This is a genomic window from Candidatus Ruthia endofausta, from assembly GCF_013342985.1.
GTDB lineage: Bacteria > Pseudomonadota > Gammaproteobacteria > PS1 > Pseudothioglobaceae > Ruthia > Ruthia endofausta.
The window spans coordinates 181,763-202,864 of the sequence record NZ_CP054490.1 but is presented as its reverse complement, the minus strand read 5'-3'; the positions used below and the strand labels follow the sequence as shown (position 1 = coordinate 202,864).

At 36.9% G+C, this 21,102-nt stretch carries 24 protein-coding genes; 9 read left to right on the top strand and 15 right to left on the bottom strand.

Features of this window, described 5'->3' with window-relative positions; genetic code table 11:
• Positions 1 to 5: 5 nt before the first annotated feature.
• The 3 genes from uvrD (at position 6) to HUE58_RS07200 (ending at position 2,644) form a co-directional block, all read left to right on the top strand.
• On the top strand, positions 6 to 2,162 hold the full coding sequence (gene uvrD / locus HUE58_RS01085) for a DNA helicase II (RefSeq protein ID WP_174605250.1): 2,157 nt from the start codon (positions 6 to 8) through the stop codon (positions 2,160 to 2,162).
• A 70-nt stretch (positions 2,163 to 2,232) separates the two neighbouring features.
• Complete coding sequence (gene relB / locus HUE58_RS01080) at positions 2,233 to 2,442, top strand: type II toxin-antitoxin system RelB family antitoxin (RefSeq protein WP_174605249.1); 210 nt, start codon at positions 2,233 to 2,235, stop codon at positions 2,440 to 2,442.
• Positions 2,432 to 2,644, top strand: coding sequence for a type II toxin-antitoxin system RelE family toxin (locus tag HUE58_RS07200; protein WP_340689622.1), 213 nt, complete (start codon positions 2,432 to 2,434; stop codon positions 2,642 to 2,644). The genes relB and HUE58_RS07200 overlap by 11 nt, the downstream gene beginning before the upstream one ends.
• 49 nt (positions 2,645 to 2,693) lie before the next feature.
• Here HUE58_RS07200 and HUE58_RS01075 read toward each other — a convergent pair whose 3' ends face one another.
• The 11 genes from HUE58_RS01075 to HUE58_RS01030 are packed head-to-tail and all read right to left on the bottom strand — an operon-like array spanning position 2,694 to position 10,777.
• The gene (locus HUE58_RS01075; RefSeq protein ID WP_174605248.1) at positions 2,694 to 2,975 is read right to left on the bottom strand and encodes a hypothetical protein; all 282 of its coding nucleotides are present in this window, start codon (positions 2,973 to 2,975) and stop codon (positions 2,694 to 2,696) included.
• A complete protein-coding gene (gene nagZ, locus HUE58_RS01070; protein WP_246260823.1) occupies positions 2,972 to 3,955 on the bottom strand; it encodes a beta-N-acetylhexosaminidase in 984 nt (327 codons plus the stop codon). Before nagZ ends, HUE58_RS01075 begins: the two co-directional genes overlap by 4 nt.
• Positions 3,955 to 5,256: an AmpG family muropeptide MFS transporter gene (locus HUE58_RS01065; protein ID WP_174605247.1), complete on the bottom strand. Its 1,302-nt coding sequence runs from the start codon at positions 5,254 to 5,256 to the stop codon at positions 3,955 to 3,957. Before HUE58_RS01065 ends, nagZ begins: the two co-directional genes overlap by 1 nt.
• Positions 5,257 to 5,670, bottom strand: a complete 414-nt coding sequence (locus HUE58_RS01060) for a rhodanese-like domain-containing protein (protein WP_174605246.1) — start codon at positions 5,668 to 5,670, stop codon at positions 5,257 to 5,259.
• Positions 5,667 to 5,849 carry a L,D-transpeptidase family protein gene (locus tag HUE58_RS06750; protein WP_246260822.1) on the bottom strand — a complete coding sequence of 61 codons (183 nt, stop codon included), beginning with the start codon at positions 5,847 to 5,849 and terminating at the stop codon, positions 5,667 to 5,669. Before HUE58_RS06750 ends, HUE58_RS01060 begins: the two co-directional genes overlap by 4 nt.
• Positions 5,830 to 6,075 (bottom strand): L,D-transpeptidase, encoded by a 246-nt coding sequence (locus HUE58_RS06745; RefSeq protein ID WP_246260821.1) that lies wholly within the window; start codon positions 6,073 to 6,075, stop codon positions 5,830 to 5,832. Before HUE58_RS06745 ends, HUE58_RS06750 begins: the two co-directional genes overlap by 20 nt.
• Positions 6,076 to 6,125: 50 nt before the next feature.
• A complete protein-coding gene (gene rlmD, locus HUE58_RS01050) occupies positions 6,126 to 7,442 on the bottom strand; it encodes a 23S rRNA (uracil(1939)-C(5))-methyltransferase RlmD (protein WP_174605245.1) in 1,317 nt (438 codons plus the stop codon).
• 19 nt (positions 7,443 to 7,461) lie between these two features.
• Complete coding sequence (glcF, locus tag HUE58_RS01045) at positions 7,462 to 8,592, bottom strand: glycolate oxidase subunit GlcF (protein WP_174605244.1); 1,131 nt, start codon at positions 8,590 to 8,592, stop codon at positions 7,462 to 7,464.
• Positions 8,592 to 9,125 carry an FAD-binding protein gene (locus tag HUE58_RS01040; protein WP_174605243.1) on the bottom strand — a complete coding sequence of 178 codons (534 nt, stop codon included), beginning with the start codon at positions 9,123 to 9,125 and terminating at the stop codon, positions 8,592 to 8,594. Before HUE58_RS01040 ends, glcF begins: the two co-directional genes overlap by 1 nt.
• The gene (locus HUE58_RS01035; protein ID WP_174605242.1) at positions 9,125 to 10,555 is read right to left on the bottom strand and encodes an FAD-linked oxidase C-terminal domain-containing protein; all 1,431 of its coding nucleotides are present in this window, start codon (positions 10,553 to 10,555) and stop codon (positions 9,125 to 9,127) included. Before HUE58_RS01035 ends, HUE58_RS01040 begins: the two co-directional genes overlap by 1 nt.
• Before the next feature lie 39 nt (positions 10,556 to 10,594).
• Entirely contained in the window at positions 10,595 to 10,777 is a 183-nt protein-coding gene (locus HUE58_RS01030) for a hypothetical protein (protein ID WP_174605241.1), read from the bottom strand.
• Between the two features lie 295 nt (positions 10,778 to 11,072).
• Between HUE58_RS01030 and HUE58_RS01025 the strand changes: the two genes are divergently transcribed.
• Entirely contained in the window at positions 11,073 to 12,188 is a 1,116-nt protein-coding gene (locus HUE58_RS01025) for a pyridoxal-phosphate-dependent aminotransferase family protein (RefSeq protein ID WP_174605240.1), read from the top strand.
• A 1,002-nt stretch (positions 12,189 to 13,190) separates the two neighbouring features.
• Here HUE58_RS01025 and HUE58_RS01020 read toward each other — a convergent pair.
• Entirely contained in the window at positions 13,191 to 13,424 is a 234-nt protein-coding gene (locus HUE58_RS01020) for a YfhL family 4Fe-4S dicluster ferredoxin (RefSeq protein ID WP_174605239.1), read from the bottom strand.
• Positions 13,425 to 13,513: 89 nt separating this feature from the next.
• On the opposite strand from HUE58_RS01020, the gene HUE58_RS01015 reads away from it, so the two are divergent.
• Genes HUE58_RS01015 through HUE58_RS01000 form a run of 5 tightly spaced genes read left to right on the top strand, consistent with a single transcriptional unit; the run spans position 13,514 to position 17,444 of the window.
• Entirely contained in the window at positions 13,514 to 14,215 is a 702-nt protein-coding gene (locus tag HUE58_RS01015) for a peptidylprolyl isomerase (protein ID WP_246260820.1), read from the top strand.
• Positions 14,202 to 14,336 (top strand): FKBP-type peptidyl-prolyl cis-trans isomerase, encoded by a 135-nt coding sequence (locus HUE58_RS07060; protein ID WP_277998008.1) that lies wholly within the window; start codon positions 14,202 to 14,204, stop codon positions 14,334 to 14,336. Before HUE58_RS01015 ends, HUE58_RS07060 begins: the two co-directional genes overlap by 14 nt.
• A gap of 5 nt (positions 14,337 to 14,341) precedes the next feature.
• Entirely contained in the window at positions 14,342 to 15,427 is a 1,086-nt protein-coding gene (mraY, locus tag HUE58_RS01010; RefSeq protein ID WP_174605238.1) for a phospho-N-acetylmuramoyl-pentapeptide-transferase, read from the top strand.
• Between the two features lie 2 nt (positions 15,428 to 15,429).
• A complete protein-coding gene (locus HUE58_RS01005) occupies positions 15,430 to 15,876 on the top strand; it encodes a deoxycytidylate deaminase (RefSeq protein WP_174605237.1) in 447 nt (148 codons plus the stop codon).
• Positions 15,876 to 17,444, top strand: coding sequence for a peptide chain release factor 3 (locus HUE58_RS01000; RefSeq protein ID WP_174605236.1), 1,569 nt, complete (start codon positions 15,876 to 15,878; stop codon positions 17,442 to 17,444). The genes HUE58_RS01005 and HUE58_RS01000 overlap by 1 nt, the downstream gene beginning before the upstream one ends.
• Before the next feature lie 55 nt (positions 17,445 to 17,499).
• On the opposite strand, the gene HUE58_RS00995 is transcribed toward HUE58_RS01000, so the two are convergent.
• The 3 genes from HUE58_RS00995 to gyrA form a co-directional block, all read right to left on the bottom strand.
• On the bottom strand, positions 17,500 to 18,060 hold the full coding sequence (locus HUE58_RS00995) for a cytochrome b (RefSeq protein WP_174605235.1): 561 nt from the start codon (positions 18,058 to 18,060) through the stop codon (positions 17,500 to 17,502).
• Between the two features lie 109 nt (positions 18,061 to 18,169).
• Complete coding sequence (locus tag HUE58_RS00990; protein ID WP_174605234.1) at positions 18,170 to 18,403, bottom strand: pentapeptide repeat-containing protein; 234 nt, start codon at positions 18,401 to 18,403, stop codon at positions 18,170 to 18,172.
• 59 nt (positions 18,404 to 18,462) lie between these two features.
• Positions 18,463 to 21,042 (bottom strand): DNA gyrase subunit A, encoded by a 2,580-nt coding sequence (gene gyrA / locus HUE58_RS00985; protein WP_174605233.1) that lies wholly within the window; start codon positions 21,040 to 21,042, stop codon positions 18,463 to 18,465.
• Positions 21,043 to 21,102: the final 60 nt, after the last annotated feature.

Genomic DNA, 21,102 nt, shown 5'->3' with positions numbered 1-21,102 from the left:
AAAAAATGAATTTATCTGAAATAACGAATGGCCTAAACGACAAACAATGCCAATCAGTCACACTCAATAATGAAAAAAATGTTTTGATACTAGCAGGTGCAGGCAGTGGCAAGACCAGAGTTTTAACCCATAGAATTGTCTATTTAATCACACAAAAAGATATTCGCATTGATGCCATTCTGGCGGTTACTTTTACCAATAAAGCTGCTGCTGCAATACGTGAAAAGTTAAGCATTCTATTAAGGCGTCCTATTCAAAGTATGTGGGTGGGAACATTTCATGGCTTGGCACACCGATTATTGCGTGCTCATTATGAAAAAGCTAGGTTGACTTCTGGCTTTCAAATCTTAGATGCACAAGACCAATTTCGCATTATCAAACGTTTAATGAAAGAAAATAACATTGACGAATCTAAGTTTCCCATTAGAAAAGTGCAGTGGTTTATTAACAATCAAAAAGACGAAGGTATTCGCGCACAAGACATTGACCCTGGTTATAACTATTTTATTAAAAATAATCTTGAAGTGTTTGAACTCTATGAGGCACACTGTCAAACAAATGACTTAATTGATTTTGCAGAACTACTGATACGTAGTTATGAGTTATTAAAAAATAACACGGACTTGCTTAATCATTATCAAGCGCGCTTTGAGCACATTTTAGTGGACGAGTTTCAAGACACCAATACGGTGCAATATAAATGGATTAAATTATTGTTTAGTGGTAATAATAGAGTATTTTGTGTGGGTGATGACGACCAATCTATTTATGGCTGGCGCGGGGCCAAAATAGAAAATATCACCAAACTATACACAGATTTTTTTCCCATTGAAACCATCCACTTAGAACAAAATTATCGTTCAACTGGTAATATTCTAAACGCTTCTAACGCCTTAATTGCCCATAACACCAATCGTATGGGTAAATCTCTTTGGACTGATGCTGGCAATGGTGAATTGATTGATGTTTATAAAGCACGAACTGAAACAGATGAGGCAGATTATGTCATCAGCAGTATTCAAAAATTAATCACTGATGATGCATCACCTAGTGATTGTGCCATTTTGTATCGGTCTAATGCTCAATCTCGCATCTTTGAAGAAGCGCTAATAAAATACAACATTCCTTATATTATCTATGGTGGTTTAAGGTTTTTAGAGCGTGCTGAGATTAAAAACGCTTTAGGCTATCTGCGTTTGATAGAAAATTCAGCTGACAATGTTGCCTTTGAGCGTGTGGTTAATTTTCCAACTCGCGGTATTGGAAATACAACAGTTGAAAAAATACGCACATTTGCACAAGACAACCACACCAGTCTTTTTCAAGCAGCCATACAAATATCATCCACCTTACCAACTCGTTCTGCTAACGCATTAAATGGATTTATCAAGCTAATTGAGCAAATGACAGATAACACAAAGTACCTAGGTTTATCTGAAAAAGTAGCCAACTTGCTTAACACATCAGGATTAATGGTGCATTATTCTAATGACAAAACTGATAAAGCTGGTAGCAAGAAAGAAAATCTAGAAGAGCTAATCACCGCAGCGCAACAATATAACCATGAACAAGATAGCGAGATGAACGAAGTGGTAGGATTTATCTCTTTAGCATCACTAGATTTTAGTGGCGATACCATTAACCAAAATGTGCAACTCATGACTATACATTCAGCCAAAGGGCTAGAATTTCCATATGTATTTTTGGTCGGCATGGAAGAGGACTTGTTTCCTTCCAGACAAAGCAAGGATGAACCACATTTAATGGATGAAGAAAGACGGTTGTGCTACGTGGGCATGACTCGCGTCATGAAAAAATTATCACTTTCTTATGCCATTAAACGCTTTTTACACGGAGAGTTTTTACACGCTTATCCTTCACGTTTTTTAGACGAAATTCCAAGTAGATATTTAAATAAAATTAAGGCTAAATTTAGTGCAACAATACAAAATTACAATGCTGATAATACTTTTAATCAAAATATCACACCCAAATCTGATGGCCAATTATTCATCGGTGCTCCAGTTAAACATGCCAAATTTGGATTAGGAACAGTGTTGAACTTCGAAGGTCAAGACGATTCTGTCAGGATACAAATAAAATTTAAGCAAGTGGGCACAAAATGGCTGATTAGTTCGTATGCAAATTTAGAATTTGTATAAACCCGTCTCGCATAATAAAATTATACTGTAATGTCATACAAATATGACATGTAATACTTAGGAGTACATCATGCTATCAGTCAGACTAAATAAAAATACCCAAGCCAAACTAACGAAACTTGCAGAAGTGACCAAACGCCCTAAAAGTTTTTTTGTCAAAGAAGCGCTGAATAATTGCCTAGATTATATGCTAGATTACCATCAAGCACAACAACGTTCACAAGACAAAAATCGCAATCTAATCAGTATAGATGAGTTAGAAAAATCACTTGATTTATAAACTACTATTTGATGATAAAGTTGTCAAAGACCTTAAAAAGATTGATAAACACCAACAGAAAAAAATACTACATGCCATCAGAACTAAACTTACCAATAATCCGAACTTGGGGAAGAGACTGATAGGCGAGTTATCACCCTACTTTAGAATGCGTATAGGCAGTTTTATTGGGTTATTTAGGAAATTATCGAAAAACAAGTAATTATCACTATCATCAAGATTAAACACCGAAAAGAGGTTTATCGAAAATCTTAATTTAAAGTTTTCTTTAAATCATCAATTGAAAAACTTTGCACAGTTTGTTTATCAGTGTAAACAGGTTTCATCCTAGTATGAGAGCCTGAAGATTTTTCAATGGCAATTTGTCTACTGGTTACAATATCTAAACAATCGGTTATCATTTTTTGTGTTGCTTGACTAAGCGGGTGCTTTAATCCTGATTGGGTCATAGTGTCTTTAGCAACAGCAATAAGGGTTTTTCTGACTGCATCTAGAAGCCTAATTTCAAAATTTTGTGTATTGTCATTGTTCATAATAAATCTCTAATGGTTGTTAAATGTTGCTGATGGTTGATTTTATCGGACTTAAATCCATAAAAGCCTTGCATTGATTGTAATTTTTCACTCACCACACCCCAATCCTTGTCAATTATTTGCGTGACTAGCTCAGGATGATTACATACAAGCACCATGTCGCAACCACTATTCAATGATGTTTTTACTCTATCGGTTATATCTTTAATAAAATGTGCGCCCTGCATAGATAAATCATCACTAAAAATAACACCTTTAAATTTGAGTTGATTTTGCAAAATATCTTTAATCCACTTAGAGGAGAACCCTGCTGGTTTGTCGTCTACTTGAGTATAAACAACATGGGCAGGCATGAGTGCATCAAGTCCATGATTAATTAACCCCTGAAAGGGTTCCATATCTTGTAACAAATCACTCATTGGTCTGTCATCTATTGGCAAGTCAAGGTGTGAATCTGCGGTGACAAATCCATGTCCTGGAAAATGCTTACCAACACATTTCATACCCGCTTTGTGCATGCCATTAATTAAACTGTTTGCTAATTTTACAATCACATCAGAGTTAGAATGAAAAGCTCTGTCACCAATCACTTTGGAAGTGTCATAATTAACATCCAACACAGGTGCAAAAGAAAAATCCACACCAATGGTTAACAATTCATACGCCAAGACAAACCCACAAGAAAATGTTTTATCTATCGCTATATTTGGATTTTTATCATACAATACACCTAATTTTGCCATGGCTGGCAAGTGAGTAAATCCGGTTTGAAAACGTTGCACTCGCCCACCTTCGTGATCAACAGCAATCAGCAAGTTTTTATTAACTTGGCGAATGTCTTTAATTAACAAAGTTACTTGTTCAATAGATTCAAAATTACGCCCAAACAGAATAACACCACCAATAGAGGGTTTAATCAATTGTTGTTTTTCTTGTATGGTCAGTGCCAATCCTGACACATCCATCATAATAGGACCCATTATATAAATAAATGTTTAAATTTTTTGCCAATCCAAAATAGCATAATAAGGCTAGGAATGACCATGAGTGCCGTAATGGCAAAAAATACCACCCATTCGCCACCAAAAGCAACGACCCAGCCTCTACCTTCTAACCTATCTACCAACAAGCCACTGCTACTAGCAAATAAAATTTTACCCAAATTACCCATAGAGGACATTAAAGCGTATTGTGTGGCAGTGTAAGTTTTATTAACCAAATAGGAGATGAATGCCACAAATGCCACGGTTGAAAAGGCGGAAGTGAAATTATCTAAAAATATGGTTAATACTAAAAACTCCTTGTCTGCTCCAATTGTTGCTAAGTAGCTATACATCAAATTAGTCAATGCCATTGATACGCCACCAATAACCAGGCCCTTAAGAAGTCCAAAACGAATGCTAACAAAACTTGCAATGATTGAAAAAATAATGGTCAAAGTTGAGCCTAGAAGTTTTGAATAGGTAGCTATATCAGTCTTAGAAAAACCGATATCATCATAAAAAACCAACGACATTTTTCCAAGAAACGCTTCGCCAATTTTAAAAAACATAATGAACAGTAAAATTAAAATAGCCGTTGTGCCAAAACGGTTAAAGAAATCTTTAAGCGGGCTAAAGAAAGTTTCACCTAACCATTGTTCTGGCGTGTCAGTGGTTGTTTGACTTGAATGCGCCTCCTTTGGCATGAGTAGCGTTGTTAGCATAAAGCCTAGCACAAAAAAACTCATGACAAAATACACCATTGACCAATTGTTAGAATAATCTGCTAAGTAGAGTGAGAATGCACCCAAAAAGCCAAAGCCAAACCACCAGCCACTTGTTGAAGCGGCGGCGGCAGCAGCAATTTTACCATCCTTGCTTTCGCTAATTATTTCAATGCGATAAGCATCAATAACAATGTCTTGAGTAGCTGAGGTGATGGCAATTAATAATGCGAGTAACGACACCCAAACGATACTTATTTTAGGGTCTGTCCATGATATAGCGATGATTAAAAAAAACAATAAGACTTGTAAAAGTAGCAACCAACTGCGTCTAAAACCAAGTGTTTTTAAAAATGGGATTTTAACTCTATCAAGTAATGGCGCCCATAGCCAATTGATAGAATAAACGAAAAAAATTGAGCCAAAAAAACCAATTGCCGTGCGTGTTAATCCGGCATCTTTAAGCCATAAAGTCATGGCTGAGCCGATAATCACCCATGGGAAACCACTAGCAACGCCATTTAAAAAGATAAACAACATACGTTTATCTAAATAGATATTTAGTATTTTACTCACCTAACATTGCAACCAAGGTATGCCATTATGACGCCAACCATTTAAATTGCCTCGCTGGTCATTTTCATCAAGATCCCCTTCAAAGCCACTAACGACATGCGCCACATTGGTAAAACCATGCTCAATTAAGCATTTTCCTGCATCATTTGAACGATAACCACTACGACAAATTAAAATAATCTCACGTTCTAAGAAATTATTTTTCTCGCCAATAAAACGTTTAATAGCGGCAATAAATTCACCCTCATTAGGCTCCCAATCAGGGTCATCAAGCCAAGGTACAAAAATACATTCAACAGGTCTGCCAACAAATTTATTTTCTGCCTCACAACGCACGTCAATCAAAACTGCATCTTGATTGGTTTGCAAATGTTCGAAGGCCTTCTTTGGCAAGTATTGTATTAACTGATTCATCGTTCAATTATAGCAACATCTTCCCCTATGTGAACCCTTTCAAATAATTCAATAATATTTTGATTCCGCATGCGAATATAGCCTTTTGACTTAGGAATACCCATCATAAATTCATCGAGCAAACCGTGAATATAAATATAGCGCTCATGCGTGTTTTTATTATGTTCTTTCAACCCCATCAAGCCATAAGATTCGAGTTAATATCCAATCTTTATCGGCTTGTTCATTAAATAATTGTTCTGAATAAATCTCACCTGTTGGCATTCTGGCAATAAATACAGTATCTAATTCTACATTATCGCCAATTTTTTCACTGATTTTAAATCGTCCAGTTGGCGTACAAAATGAACCTTTCGCTTCGTCCACACCGTTGATTAAACTTGAAATTGGATAAGATTTCTGCAAGACGTTATCTTGATAATAATCCAAAGTTTAGGTGCTGATATTGATACTTATCATCGAGTGAATAAAGCAATGGATTCTACATGAGCAGTTTGAGGAAACATATCCATCACCCCTGCAGTTTCAAGCGTAAATCCAGACTCAATTAACTTGAGCGTATCGCGTGCTAATGTTGCAGGATTACAAGACACATATACCAACCTTTTAACACCTAGTGTAGGCAGTAACTCTACAATTTCAACCGCACCAGATCTAGCTGGATCAATGAGCGCTTTGTTGTAAGTCTTACCTCTAAACCACTCAAAACCTGCCACTTCTTTAAATAAATCTGCTTTATAAAAATCAACATTGGTAATGTTGTTTTTTTGTGCATTATACTTTGCCCTTTCAATCAATCCTAAATCACCTTCAATACCCAGCACATGTTTAGCATGTCTTGCAATTGGCAAGGTAAAGTTACCCAGACCGCAGAATAAATCAATCACCTCATCAGACTCATTAAGTTCAAGTAATTCTAGTGCCAAATCAACCATTTGTTGGTTAAGTTTAAAGTTCACCTGAACAAAATCAGTGGATAAAAATTCCATGACAATATCATGATTAGGATGTGAATACGTTAGCACAACAGGCTGGTCTAACGGCTTAACACTATCTAAACCACCACTCTGGGTATAAAAAGTAATGTCCAGTTCTTGGGCACAATCTGCTAATATTTGCTCATCTTTTACACTCAAAGGCTCAAGATGTCTTAAAGTAAGCACTGTATTATTCTCAGCAATCGCCACTTCAAACTGTACAATACTGGACTTAATGCTAAGCCTTTCAATACAATCAGCAAGCACTTCAAGATGTTCGCCTATGGACGGATGCAAAACCTCACAGCGACTCATATTGGTGATAAATGAAGATTTTTTTTCTCTAAATCCAACCAATACTTTGTCTTTTTTAGCCACATATCGAATACTCAATCTAGCTTTGCGCCGATAACCCCAACTTTGAACTTGAAGCGGCTCTAGCCAAGTCTTTGGCTCAACTTTTGCCTGATTGGCAAGCGCATCTTTTAGCCAATCACCCTTAACCTGTATTTGATCTTCACTAGATAAATGTTGAAACGAACAACCACCGCAAATACCAAATACGTCACATTTAGGTGTGATTCGATTATCCGTAGGCTTTAATACTTGCCTAACATCAGCCTCTTCAAATTTAGCACGTGAAAATGTGCGATTAGCAATCACAAGCTCACCTGGTAACGCCCCGCTCACAAAAATAACCTTATCTTCAAAACGTGCAATCCCTCGCCCTTCATGGGAAAGCGACTCTATGTTTAACTCGTAAGTTTTGGCTTTTGGTTTTCTTCTTCTACCCATAGATATTTGTATAAATTAATTAAACTTGGTTATCCAATAATTCAACCCAATGTTTAACAGGAATTTTTGCCTGTTTTTGCAGATGTATTAAACAGCCAATATTTGCGGTTACAATCATTTGTGGGCTGGTTGCTTGTAAATGTTTGAGCTTATTGGCTCTTAATTGTTGTGATAATTTTGGCTGAAAAATAGAATACGTGCCTGCAGAGCCACAGCATAAATGTGAATCAACAACAGGCATTTGCTGATAACCCAGTGAATTCAAAATAGAATCAACCAATCCGCCTAATTGCTGACCATGTTGCAATGTACAAGGCTCATGATAAGAAATATCAACTTTTTCTAAATTAAGCTGGCTTAAATTTTGGTCAGCTAAAAACTCAGCAATATCTTTGGTTTTATTAACAATGAGTTGCGCTTTTTGATAATAAGGGTCTGATGCTTCAAACATAGATACGTAGTCTTTAACCATTAATCCACAACCACTAGCACTAGAAATAATTACCTCAGTCTCAACTTTAAGCCAAGTGTCAATATTTTGCTTGATTTTAGCCAAGGCGTCGTGACTAGCACTTAAATGTTGGTCAATCGCCCCACAACACTGTTTTTGCGGGGTTTCTATAGTTTCATAGCCTAATTTTGCTAAAATATTTTTAATACTGTGATTAATATTAGGTGCAAGCACAGGTTGCACACAGCCACCTAACAACAAAACTTTGCCTATTTTTACAATAGATTTAATGGATTTTCCTTTGACTTGAGAATGCCTAAAAATAAACCCAATTGAATTAAATAAAATAGGGGTGGTTAAGAATTGACGAACAAAGTATCGATACACCTTTTGCCAAAGTGGACGTTTTTGCTCTACAAATTCACGCCCAATATCCGCCAATTGAGCATATTCCACGCCTGACGGACAAGTGGTTTCACATGACCTACACGTTAAACAACGATCCAAATGAATAATACTTTGTTTAGAAAAATGATGATTTTCCAAGGCTGATTTAATCAAATAAATACGCCCACGAGGTGAATCCAATTCATCACCTAATAATTGATAAGTCGGACAAGTGGCTAGGCAAAATCCACAATGAACACATTTTCTGATAATGTCATTGGCTTTAAGATTTTGAATGCCGATGGTTTGCATTAGTTAAAAATACCCCTAGGATCAAACACTTGTTTTAATTTTTGCTCAATTTGTTGGTGCAATTGTGAGGTGATTGCTCGTTTAATGGGTGCTGATAATTGGGTCATATAAGAGATTGGCATAACCTTAAAACTAATTTGTGTAATTACAGCCAACTTGCCTTTTGAGCCAACCAATAAACGTGCCACATCATAGCCTGCTACATTTTTCATCACCTGGCCACCAAAGTTTAAATACTCCCCAGTACCATCAATAATCTTCACACCTAGCACGCAATCTGATAAATCCTGAGCACCGTGCGCATAAGCAGCACCAATACTCATATCAACCGTTTTTATAAAAAATGGTAGCGTTTGGTTATGCTTAGCTAATTGAGTTTGAATATCACTAATTTTAGTGCCAGCTTTGATTGTAATGACCAGCTCTTCTGGAAAATATTCAATCACACCTGTATGCGCTAACCATTCACTATTAATGTGTAAATTATTAGTATCTTTAATCAGTTGTTGTAATTGATTAATTCGATTTGACATTAAAAGCGCTCCAATTCAGTATGAGGCAATTTACCATGATGCACATGCATCGCACCTAATTCTGCACAGCGATGTAATTCTGGCACGGCCTTTCCAGGATTGAGCAAAGATTTAGGGTCAAATACAGCTTTAATTTTGTGAAAAATTGCTAATTCTTTTGCATTGAATTGATGACACATGGCATTTAACTTCTCAACACCCACGCCATGTTCCCCTGTGATAGTGCCGCCCATATCTACGCTGAGTTTTAAAATTTCAGTACCGAATTCTTCCACTTTTTCTAATTCGCCCTCTATATTTAGATCGTATAAAATAAGCGGGTGCAAATTACCATCACCCGCATGGAAAACATTGGCGACTCTGAGTTGATATTTCTTGCTCAGCTCGTTAATTTTTTCCAACATATCTGCCAAATGTCGCCTTGGAATTGTGCCATCCATACAATAATAATCAGGAGACAATCTACCCACTGCAGGAAAAGCAGACTTACGTCCTTTCCAAAAATTGAGTCGCTCTTCTTCACTTTCAGATACTTTTAAAGTCGATGCGCCTGATAAGACTTTTAATACGCTATCAAGTTCTGCTTGTACTTGCGTCTGCGTGCCATCAAGCTCGCAAAGTAATAACGCCTTGGCATCTAGCGGATAACCAACTTTAGCAAACCCTTCAGCCGCTTCAATGGCAAAACTATCCATCATTTCTAACCCAGCAGGAATAATGCCAGCCTTAATAATATCAGCTACTACATTGGCACAATCTCGAACAGAATCAAACCCTGCCATCACCACTCTAGCAAGAGCAGGTTTTGATGTAAGTTTAACTGTAATTTCAGTAATAATATCCAACAAACCCTCTGAGCCATTCATCAGTGCCAATAGTCCTAATCCATCATCTTGGCGAGACAGTATTAACTCATCACCATCAATGGTTAACATTTTAATTGCCTCAACATTATGCACTGTTAATCCATATTTTAAGCAATGCACACCGCCAGAATTTTCAGCAACATTTCCGCCAATCGTACAAGCAATTTGGCTTGATGGATCAGGCGCATAATAAAGGCCGTGCTGCCTTACTGCCTCACTAATGGCAATATTCCTTACACCTGGTTCAACCACAGCCAACCGGTTTTCCACATCAATTGATTTCACTTGATTTAACTTAGACAAACCCAGCACAACTGAATTTTCAAGCGGCATCGCCCCACCCGCCAAACCCGTCCCCGCACCCCGTGTTACCACTGGCGTGTTATTGTCCTTACAAATTTTCAATACTTGCTTAATTTGCGCAATATTTTCTGGCAATACTACTGCCAAAGGCTTTTGCTTGTACACACTTAAACCGTCACACTCAAACGGACGAGTGTTTTCCTTGCTCATAAGGACAATACCCTTAGGTAGTTGTGTTAGAAGTTGCTGTATGGCTTCCATTAATCAAATCTGTTTTAGCTATCAGCAATATTTTTATCTTCATTCAATCTTATTGCGTATTTGTTGCTTATTCTTCTCCCAATTCATAGGAAGCTGACTACCACCTACATATTGTTGTTCGCATGAATTTAAAACAGACTCATGCCAGTTGGACAATTCAAACGAACTATGTTGACACAAGTCGTTCCAAAGCATCTCCATAGTAGATAACTCCTCTGTCACTGTCATATCTTTCAGGCAATATTGTAATCATATTATTTTCCCCAATTAACTGTAAAAATCATTTATATTTTGAGATATCATTGTCTATTATTTCTGATTATTAACCATCTCTTCAAATAGATGTTTTTAAATCTTGATCTAAATATGGTTCATTATTTCTATTTTCTGAAGGTGATTTAATGTTCGCATAATAATCATCTGCAATACCCTCAGATAAAGCAAGCGATAATTCATAAATAATTGACATCTAAGCCATTATAATAGCTTTTTATTTATTTTAATCCTATATAGTATTATGCAATCATTTAATCCGCCAGTAAGAACACTTATGGGGCCGGGCCCTTCTGATGTACATCCAAGAATTTTATCCGCTATGGCAAGACCTACTATTGGACATCTTGATCCTGTTTTTGTGGGCTTAATGGATGAAATCAAGGAGGGCTTAAAAACCATCTTTAAAACTGAAAATGAGTTAACCATGCCTGTATCAGCACCTGGTTCAGCTGGGATGGAGGCTTGTTTTGCCAACTTGGTTGAGCCTGGCGATAAGGTGATTGTTTGTATTAATGGTGTGTTTGGTATGCGCATGAAAGAAAATGTAACTCGTTTGGGAGGCGAGGCAATTATTGTTGAAGATAGTTGGGGCGAGGCAGTTAGTGCTGATAAGTTAGAAGAAACCCTGAAAAACAACCCAGATGTTGTTATTGTTGCTTTTGTACATGCTGAGACTTCAACGGGCGCACAATCTGACGCTAAAGCTTTATGCAAAATTGCACACCAGTATGATTGTATTACTATTGTTGATACTGTTACTTCTTTAGCTGGCACTGAGTTACGTGTTGATGAATGGGGAATTGATGCGATTTATTCAGGCACACAAAAATGTTTGTCCGCCATGCCAGGTATTTCGCCTATTAGTTTTAGTGAGCGTGCTATTAAAAAACTTAGCACACGAAAAACATCGGTTAGTAGTTGGTTTTTAGATCTTAATTTAGTGATGAGGTATTGGAGTAAAGGCGCTAAACGTACCTACCATCACACTGCACCTGTTAATACGCTATATGGCTTACACGAGTCATTAGTAATGATATTGGAAGAGGGTGTTGAAAACTCTTGGGCACGTCATCAAAGAAACCATGAACTATTAAGAGATGGTTTGGAGGCAATGGGCATTAACTTCTTAGTGAATAAAAAAAACCGCTTGCCACAATTAAATTCTGTGTTTATCCCTGAAGGTGTTGATGACGCACAAGTTCGCTCTACCCTACTTAATGATTACAACCTTGAAATTGGTGCGGGTCTTGGCGTTTATGCTGGCAAAGTTTGGCGTATTGGTTTAATGGGCTACACCTCAAGAAAAGAAAATATCGTTTTATGCCTATCAGCGCTTAAGGAAATTTTAGGTAAATAAATAATAGTTGTATTTCTTCACATTGGCTCTTTGTGCGGTGTGAGAAAATAAAAATAGTTAACAAATCATGTCAACTGAACACTAACGCACCGGTTGAATTCAAGTACGTCATCGCCTAAAACTAAAACCAGCCCACACCATGTGTCTTTAATTGTCCCTGTATAATCCATATCAACAACAAGCATTCTTTATAAACTAAAAAATAAATAAGAGTCTCCCTATAGATCACTTGCCTAGCAACAAGCAAACGCACCTAAGGCAAATTTGTCCAAGTCATTCGTGAAGAGTTTAATGAGGTTGTTAGGCTTCGTCTCAGGCAAGAAAAAACAGGTAAACTCATTAAGGTCATTACTTTATGGCCCACATGCTACAGGGAAATGGGTAAATAAACTACAGATTGGTTATATCAGTGATTGTTAATCAATTTGACTTGGTTACAAATTATGATTTTTGGGGTACTATCGGGGATAAAGTTAGAATCTTCTTGTCACCACCTTTTAAACCAGAGTGTAATTTAATTGTACACACCTTGGACGAGGTAAACAGTGCCTTAAAAGAAGGACAATACTTCTTTACTGATATTAAAGGAATAAGAGTTTAAAATATAGCAGCTTTTGATTTACACCAAGCTACAGAACATTACTACTCTTGCCTCTCTTTAGTGCTTATTCAATATAAGCCTTATTCTCATAATTTACAACAATTTGCTTCATGACAGTCCATCAAAATGAAGTATTAATGTCTTTCCACAAGACAACAAGCTTAAACGTTGTTGTTCTCAGTTGCTTAAACAAGCTTATGTTAAAGCACGTTACTCGGAGCATTATAAAATCACAGAAAAAGAATTAAACTATTTAAGTGAAAAAGTGACTTACTTGCAAACTTTAACCAAGCGGCTTTGTGAGGAAAAGATTAAGTCATTTGATTAAAAGATAAGTTTAAGTCTGATTAACTTATGTATCAAGTTTTTACGATAAATAAATCAAGCGTAGATTGTTTTTGCTACTTTATCTTGGCCAATAATTCCTCTTCAGTTTCAACACGATCAGGATCAGACAAGCAACAATCAACTGGGCAGACTTCAACACATTGTGGCTCGTCAAAATGACCTTTGCATTCTGTACACTTATCGCCATCAATTTCATAAATTTCATCACCCATATAAATGGCCTCATTGGGACATTCTGGCTCACAAACATCACAATTAATACATTCGTCTGTAATCAATAAAGACATGGCCTTCTCCTAGTCTATTGTAACAATAAATTTAAGCCATATTTTACCGGTTGTTGGTATCTTTTATGTTTAGTTTTTAGGTATCATAATTGTTTTTCATCAATCATATTATTGATATGACATATCGCTTACTCTTACTATTAACATTGATTATCTCATTGCCATCACAAGCCAAATTAGAAGAGGGTTTATACGCCAATTTGCACACAAATCAAGGGGATATTACTGTCAAACTTGAGTTTGAAAAAACACCGCTAACCGTGATTAATTTTGTGGGTTTAGCGCAAGGCAGAAAGCATTCAAATATTCAAATCGGAAAACCTTTTTACAATGGCTTAAAGTTTCACCGAGTGATTGATAATTTTATGGTTCAAGGGGGTGATCCAAAAGGTAATGGCACTGGCGGTCCAGGTTATCAATTTATGGATGAAATTACCGACCTTAAGCATGATGGTGGTGGTATTTTATCTATGGCAAATTCTGGCCCTAATACCAATGGCTCACAATTTTTTATCACCCATAAAGCCACACCTTGGCTAGATGGCAAGTATACTGTCTTTGGTCGTGTTGTGAGAGGTATGAGTGTGGTTAATCGCATTAAACAAGACGATTTTATTCGCAAAGTTAACATTATTCGTATTGGCGACAAGGCGAAAAACTTTCAAACTGATGAGGTAGCATTTCAAGCAACTAATGCAAAATACACAAGCAAAGAAGAGAAAAAACTGACTCAGAAAAAACAAAACTTAGTCAAATTTGTCAAGCAAAACTATCCAAATGACACCTGGTGAAAAGCACATCATCATCGCCCCTTTTAACCAAATTTATGGCAACAGTAAGCGTGGCAATCTTTCGCAAAAGGCTATTTTAATTTTTAAGTTAAAATTATTATCAATTAACGACATTCATTAAGCTTTATGTTTTTAGAATTAATCAACTTTCTTGCTCAGTTTGATGCTAGATTTAGTGTTTTAAACTACCTAACTGTTCGTGCTGTACTTGCCATGCTAAGTGCGTTGTTTATTAGTCTTGCTTTAGGGCGTGTTTTTATCAATCGATTACAACAATACCAAATTGGCCAAGTGATTAGAACTGATGGTCCTGAATCACACCTAATCAAAGCAGGTACACCAACCATGGGCGGCATACTGATTTTATTTGCATTTATGGTTAGTGTTTTAATTTGGGGCGATTGGTCTAATATCTATCTATGGATTGTTATTGTCACTTCTATTATATTTGGCACTATTGGTTTTACGGATGATTATCTCAAAATTAAGCATAAACTATCAAATGGCTTAAGTTCTTCAATAAAATTTCTAACTCAATCATTAGGTGCTGTTGTGATTAGCACTTGGATTGTGCTAATCTCTCAAGATTCCATTCAAACACAATTACTTACCCCATTTTTAAAAGACGTGACATTGCCATTAGGTATTGTTGGTTTTTTAATATTGTCATATTTTGTGATTGTTGGTAGTTCTAATGCGGTTAATTTGACTGATGGTTTAGATGGCCTTGCCATTATGCCAGTTGTGCTTATATCAGGTGCATTGGCTGTTCTTGCCTATCTCAGTGGTCACTATAATTTTTCAAGTTACCTTAATATGCCATTCATACCAGGCACTGGCGAATTATTTGTTGTTTGTGTAGCACTTATTGGTGCTGGATTGGGGTTTTTATGGTTTAACACTTATCCTGCTGAAATTTTTATGGGTGATGTAGGCTCGTTATCTTTAGGTGCCATTTTAGCGGTGATTGCCATCTTAATTCGCCAAGAAATTTTACTGTTTATTATGGGTGGTGTTTTTGTAGCTGAAACTTTGTCTGTCATTATTCAAGTTGCTTGGTATAAACGCACCAAACAGCGTATTTTTTTAATGGCGCCCCTGCATCATCATTTCGAGAAAAAAGGCATGTCTGAGCCAAAAATTATTGTACGCTTTTGGATGGTTACTTTAATTTTAGTGCTGGTTAGTTTAGCATCAATTAAAATACGCTAATTATGGGTATATTGGATAAATGGGATGAGCGTTACCTATCACTAGCAAAAGAAGTATCTACTTGGTCAAAAGATTCTTCTACACAAGTAGGTGCAGTTACCGTTGGTCGTAAAAAAGAGGTACTTTCTCAGGGGTTTAATGGCTTTCCACGAGGCATTCATGATACCGATGAGCGCTATAATGACAGAGAAACCAAATACAAATTTGTGGTTCATGCAGAAATGAATGCCATTTATAATGTCACTTATTCTGGCACTTCACTTAACGGGGCAACTTTATATGTTTACGGATTGCCTATTTGCGCAGAATGCGCCAAAGGCATCATTCAAGTTGGCATTAAAAGAGTAGTGATAGAAAAATCAAAAGAATTAGACAATTGGAATCAAAGTGTGGAACTTTCACAAGAAATGTTTACCGAAGCAGGTGTTGAACTGGTAATTAAAGACTAATGAATGAGATATCCAAACGTCGTACTTTTGCCATTATTTCTCACCCTGATGCTGGCAAAACTACTGTTACCGAAAAGCTACTGCTATATGCAGGTGTGATTAAAACAGCAGGCAGTGTAAAAGCAAGAAAAGCCAACACACATGCAACGAGTGACTGGATGGAGATGGAAAAAGAAAGAGGAATTTCCATCACCTCCTCCATCATGCAATTTGAATATGAGGATCATGTGATTAACTTATTAGACACACCAGGGCATGAGGACTTTTCTGAAGATACTTATCGCACCCTCACAGCAGTAGATTCAGCACTTATGGTGATTGACGTTGCTAAAGGCGTAGAAATGCGAACTGTTAAGCTTATGGAAGTGTGTCGTTTGCGTGACACGCCAATTCTAACTTTTATCAATAAGTTAGATCGTGAAGGCAAAGAACCGATTGATTTACTAAATGAAGTAGAAACCGTGCTTAATATCGAATGTGCGCCCATTACTTGGCCAATTGGTATAGGCAAACGTTTCAAAGGTGTTGTTCATCTACTTGAAAATCAGGTTTATTTATTTGAGACTGGAAAGAATTCTGAGATTGGTGAAAATATTATTATTGACGGGGTTGACAATCCCCAGCTTGATGGAATTTTAGGCGTGGATGTCGCCCTTGAAATGCGTGAAGAGGTTGAACTTATTCGTGAAACAACCACACCTTTTAGTTTAGATGAGTTTTTGACTGGTAAACAAACCCCAGTATTTTTTGGCTCAGCCATTTCAAACTTTGGTATTCAAAATCTGCTTGATGGCTTTATCCAATACGCACCTACACCACAAAACAGAGAGTCTGATATTCGCGAAGTAGCTCCAGATGAAATCAAATTAACCGGTTTTATCTTTAAAATTCAAGCCAATATGGATCCAAAACACCATGATCGTCTTGCTTTTATGCGTATCGTTAGTGGACAATACAAAAAAGGTATGAAAGTCCTGCAAGTATCAACCAATAAACAAATCAAAATTAGTAATGCGGTGACTTTTATGTCGCGCAAACGCGCCTCAACAGAGGTGGCTTACGCTGGCGATGTGATTGGTATTCATAACCATGGTGGTATTAGTATTGGCGATACCTTTACTCAAGGCGAAAAACTCACTTTTCAGGGTATTCCAAACTTTGCACCAGAGCTTTTTCGTCGTGCTCAACTTAAAGATCCACTCAAAGCTAAAGCCTTACAAAAAGGCTTAAACCAACTTTCAGAAGAAGGGGCAACCCAAGTATTTCGTCCAATTATCAACTCATCGCAAATTTTAGGTGCTGTTGGTATTTTGCAATTTGATGTAGTTGCACATCGCTTAAAATATGAATACGGTGTTGATTGTCAATTTGAAATCATTAACATTGTAACGGCGCGCTGGATGACAGGCAGTGACAAAGACATCGAGCAGCTTAAAATCAAAGCAGGTAACAATGTTGCTATTGATGCAAAAGGCATGCTTACTTATCTTGCGCCATCTAGTGTCAACTTACAATTAACCATAGAGCGCCACCCTAACTTGGTTTTTTCAGCAACCCGTGAGCATTAATTAAAAAAAATTGTTTGAACAATATAAGGCGTTCATTCATCACGCTATTTAACCCTTAAATCCTCTTGCCAAACATCCTTTTTAAAGTACTGTCTTTGTCCATAAAATGATGTTTAATAGCACCCATCAAATGTAGAAAAATAGCAATAATCATAACCCAGCCAGAATTGACATGAGTGCTGTGCATAAAACCAGCAAGGGCAGCATTATATGCAATTGCTTTTTTAGCCACTAGGTCAAAATTAGCGGCAACAATCTCCAAGCCAAATACTGAAACACCATGACCGCCTGTACCCGACATAATAAACCCTGAAATTGGCATAACAATCATTGCAATGATTAATACCCAATGTACAATTTTTGATAAATTATGTTCGATCTTTGTGTAATTAGCTGCAGGCTGTAACCAGCCATTAACAAAACGCCAATAAACTCTAATCACAATCACAGTAAAAATCAAAACACCGATTGACTTATGAATAGGATAAAGTGCAAACACTTCATTCTCGCTCATATAAACGCCTATGACTGTTAAAGTAATGATTACCAAGCCAACCAGCCAATGCAACAGTACTGTCAAACCAGATAATTTCTGTTTCGTATCTTTATTTATCATAATATTTAACTTTCCATCCTTAAATAAATTAAAATTTTAAAAGAAAAAACTGTGATTAAAAGCTATCCAACTGACACATACCAGATTATTTAGCTAATTAAATCTATATCTAACGATTCAAGTAATCTAACTGCTTCATAACGACAAAATTTGCCTCTGCAAGGTTAGTATTACCGAATAAACTATTCATTAAATCTGTGCCAGAAAAGTTTGCACGACTAAAATTCGCTTCTCGAAAATCACAAGAACTAAAAATGCAATAGTCAAACTTTTTTCCAAACAAAGATACATTGGAGAACTCTTGATTGTAGAATTCTTCTTTATTAGTAATAATGCTTTCCAAAAACCTCTATGCTTAAATTTAATCAGGTGTGTTTGGTTTTATCAAAAAAAGTATTTTTATTATTCTGTGTCATTTTCACTTTTCACTTCTTCATCTTCTGTTTCAGCAATTTTTACAACAGAGACTAATTTTTCATTTTTAATAATATTAATCAAGGTTACGCCTTGAGTGTTACGACCAATGATAGAAACATCAGCCGCTCTAGCACGAACTAAAGTGCCTTTGTTGGAAATTAACATCATCTCATCTTCATCAGTTACCTGAATAGCGCCAACAACTTTGCCGTTTCTATTTGAAGTTTTAATGGAAATAACACCTGAGCCACCTCGTGCTTGAGTACGATACTCATCAAGCTGCGTACGCTTGCCAAAACCTTTTTCAGTTGCTGTCAGAACTGGACTGTCTTGATTGGCAACAATAAGAGATACCACTTTATCAGCATCTGCTAATTTAATGCCACGTACGCCAATGGCTGTACGTCCTACGACACGCACATCTGATTCTTTAAATCGAATGGATTTACCATTGGCTGAAAATAGCATAATATCATGCTCTCCTGAGGTGATTTCTACGCCAACAAGCTGGTCGTTATCTCTTAATTCGATGGCAATAATGCCACCTTTGCGTGGTTTTGAGAAATTAGTAAGTGCTGTTTTTTTACACGTGCCACTATTGGTTACCATAAAGACAAAATGATTTTCATCAAATTCTGACACTGGTAAAATAGCGTTAATGACTTCTTCTTTTTCTAGTGGTAATAAGTTAACAATCGGCTTGCCACGCGCTATGCGTGATGCCATTGGCAACTCAAAAACCTTAAGCCAGTACGCTCTTCCTAAGGAAGAGAAGCACAAAACTGTATCGTGAGAATTGGCGATAAACAGCTGATCAACAAAATCTTCATCTTTTACTTTAGTGGCTGCTTTACCTTTACCACCACGGCGCTGTGTTTGATAATCACTTAAAGACTGTGCTTTTACATAACCACCATGAGACAAGGTGACCATACGCTCTTCTTGAGTAATTAAATCCTCAAGTGTTAAATCAATCTTGTGTTCTAAGATTTGCGTCATACGGGCATTAGCATAGTTGCTTTGAATCTCTATTAACTCTTCACGAATAACTTGTATGAGTCTTTCAGGGGTTTGTAAAATATCTAGCAGATACTTAATGCGCTCTAACAATTCATTAAATTCATCAAAAATCTTATCTTTTTCAAGTCCTGTTAAGCGATGAAGTTTTAAATCTAAAATAGCTTGCGCTTGTTTTTGTGATAATTGATAATCGCCATTCATTTGTAAACCTAATTCTTTTGGCAAATCTTCTGGCTTGAACGTCGCCATATCATGATCGCCAATCAGCTCTTTAATCACTGAACCTCGCCAAGTTTTGGCCACTAATGCTGTTTTTGCGTCTGCTGGGTTTGAAGCAGATTTAATCAACTCAATAATGTCATCAATGTTATGTAGTGCAGCTGATAAACCTTCTAACAAGTGTGCACGATTTCTAGCTTTATTTAAATTAAAAATAGAGCGACGAGTCACCACATCACGTCTATGAGCAATGAACGCCTCTAGGATGCCTTTTAGTGTCATTAACTTTGGCATACCCTTGTCAATCGCCACCATATTAATACCGAATACAGTTTGCATTTCAGTCAGCTTATACAAATTATTAAGCATCACTTCTGGCACTTCGCCACGATGCAATTCAATTACCATGCGCATACCATCTTTATCAGACTCATCACGAAGTCCAGTGATACCATTAATACGCTTATCTTTAACAAGTTCTGCAATTTTACCAATCAGTTTGGCTTTATTAACTTGATAGGGAAGTTCGGTCACAACAATACTTTGCTTGTCTTCGTCTTCAATATGAGATACTGAACGCAAGTAAATTTTACCTTTGCCAGTCTTGTAGGCTTGACGAATATCACTTGCACCATTAATAATGCCTGCTGTTGGAAAATCTGGACCTGGCATGATTTCCAACAACTCATCAATAGTAATGTCTTCATTATCAATGGTTTTCAAACAAGCTTCAATCACTTCACCCAAATTATGAGGTGGAATGTTAGTCGCCATACCGACTGCGATACCTGATGAGCCATTGACTAAAAGGTTAGGTATACGCGCTGGTAACACTACAGGTTCTGATTCTGAGCCATCATAATTGTCAATAAAGTCAACGGTATCTTTTTCTAGATCTCGCAATAACTCATGCGAAAGTTTAGCCATGCGAATCTCTGTATAGCGCATGGCAGCAGCTGAATCACCGTCAACTGAGCCAAAGTTACCTTGACCATCAATTAAAATATTGCGCATTGAAAATGGTTGCGCCATACGTACAATAGTGTCATACACAGCAGTATCACCATGTGGATGATACTTACCAATCACATCACCAACAATACGCGCTGATTTTTTATAGGACTTATTATAATCATTACCCAAGATCTCCATAGCGTAAAGCACGCGACGATGCACAGGCTTAAGTCCGTCTCGAACATCAGGCAATGCACGCCCAACAATAACACTCATTGCATATTCCAAATAGGAATTACGCATCTCATCTTCAATGGAAACTACTGGTAAATTTAGCTTGAAATGGGTGGGGTATTCAGTATACTCAGACATGATAAAAGACTTAGTTTAAACTAACCTTTATTTTACCTAATTTGAGTGCAAGTATTGATT

Coding starts and splice junctions, on each gene's coding strand:
- uvrD (WP_174605250.1), top strand. CDS start 6: ATGAATTTATCTGAAATAACGAATGGCCTAAACGACAAACAATGCCAA.
- relB (WP_174605249.1), top strand. CDS start 2,233: ATGCTATCAGTCAGACTAAATAAAAATACCCAAGCCAAACTAACGAAA.
- HUE58_RS01075 (WP_174605248.1), bottom strand. CDS start 2,975: ATGAACAATGACAATACACAAAATTTTGAAATTAGGCTTCTAGATGCA.
- nagZ (WP_246260823.1), bottom strand. CDS start 3,955: ATGGGTCCTATTATGATGGATGTGTCAGGATTGGCACTGACCATACAA.
- HUE58_RS01060 (WP_174605246.1), bottom strand. CDS start 5,670: ATGAATCAGTTAATACAATACTTGCCAAAGAAGGCCTTCGAACATTTG.
- HUE58_RS06750 (WP_246260822.1), bottom strand. CDS start 5,849: ATGGGGTTGAAAGAACATAATAAAAACACGCATGAGCGCTATATTTAT.
- rlmD (WP_174605245.1), bottom strand. CDS start 7,442: ATGGGTAGAAGAAGAAAACCAAAAGCCAAAACTTACGAGTTAAACATA.
- glcF (WP_174605244.1), bottom strand. CDS start 8,592: ATGCAAACCATCGGCATTCAAAATCTTAAAGCCAATGACATTATCAGA.
- HUE58_RS01040 (WP_174605243.1), bottom strand. CDS start 9,125: ATGTCAAATCGAATTAATCAATTACAACAACTGATTAAAGATACTAAT.
- HUE58_RS01035 (WP_174605242.1), bottom strand. CDS start 10,555: ATGGAAGCCATACAGCAACTTCTAACACAACTACCTAAGGGTATTGTC.
- HUE58_RS01025 (WP_174605240.1), top strand. CDS start 11,073: ATGCAATCATTTAATCCGCCAGTAAGAACACTTATGGGGCCGGGCCCT.
- HUE58_RS01020 (WP_174605239.1), bottom strand. CDS start 13,424: ATGTCTTTATTGATTACAGACGAATGTATTAATTGTGATGTTTGTGAG.
- HUE58_RS07060 (WP_277998008.1), top strand. CDS start 14,202: ATGACACCTGGTGAAAAGCACATCATCATCGCCCCTTTTAACCAAATT.
- mraY (WP_174605238.1), top strand. CDS start 14,342: ATGTTTTTAGAATTAATCAACTTTCTTGCTCAGTTTGATGCTAGATTT.
- HUE58_RS01005 (WP_174605237.1), top strand. CDS start 15,430: ATGGGTATATTGGATAAATGGGATGAGCGTTACCTATCACTAGCAAAA.
- HUE58_RS01000 (WP_174605236.1), top strand. CDS start 15,876: ATGAATGAGATATCCAAACGTCGTACTTTTGCCATTATTTCTCACCCT.
- HUE58_RS00995 (WP_174605235.1), bottom strand. CDS start 18,060: ATGATAAATAAAGATACGAAACAGAAATTATCTGGTTTGACAGTACTG.
- gyrA (WP_174605233.1), bottom strand. CDS start 21,042: ATGTCTGAGTATACTGAATACCCCACCCATTTCAAGCTAAATTTACCA.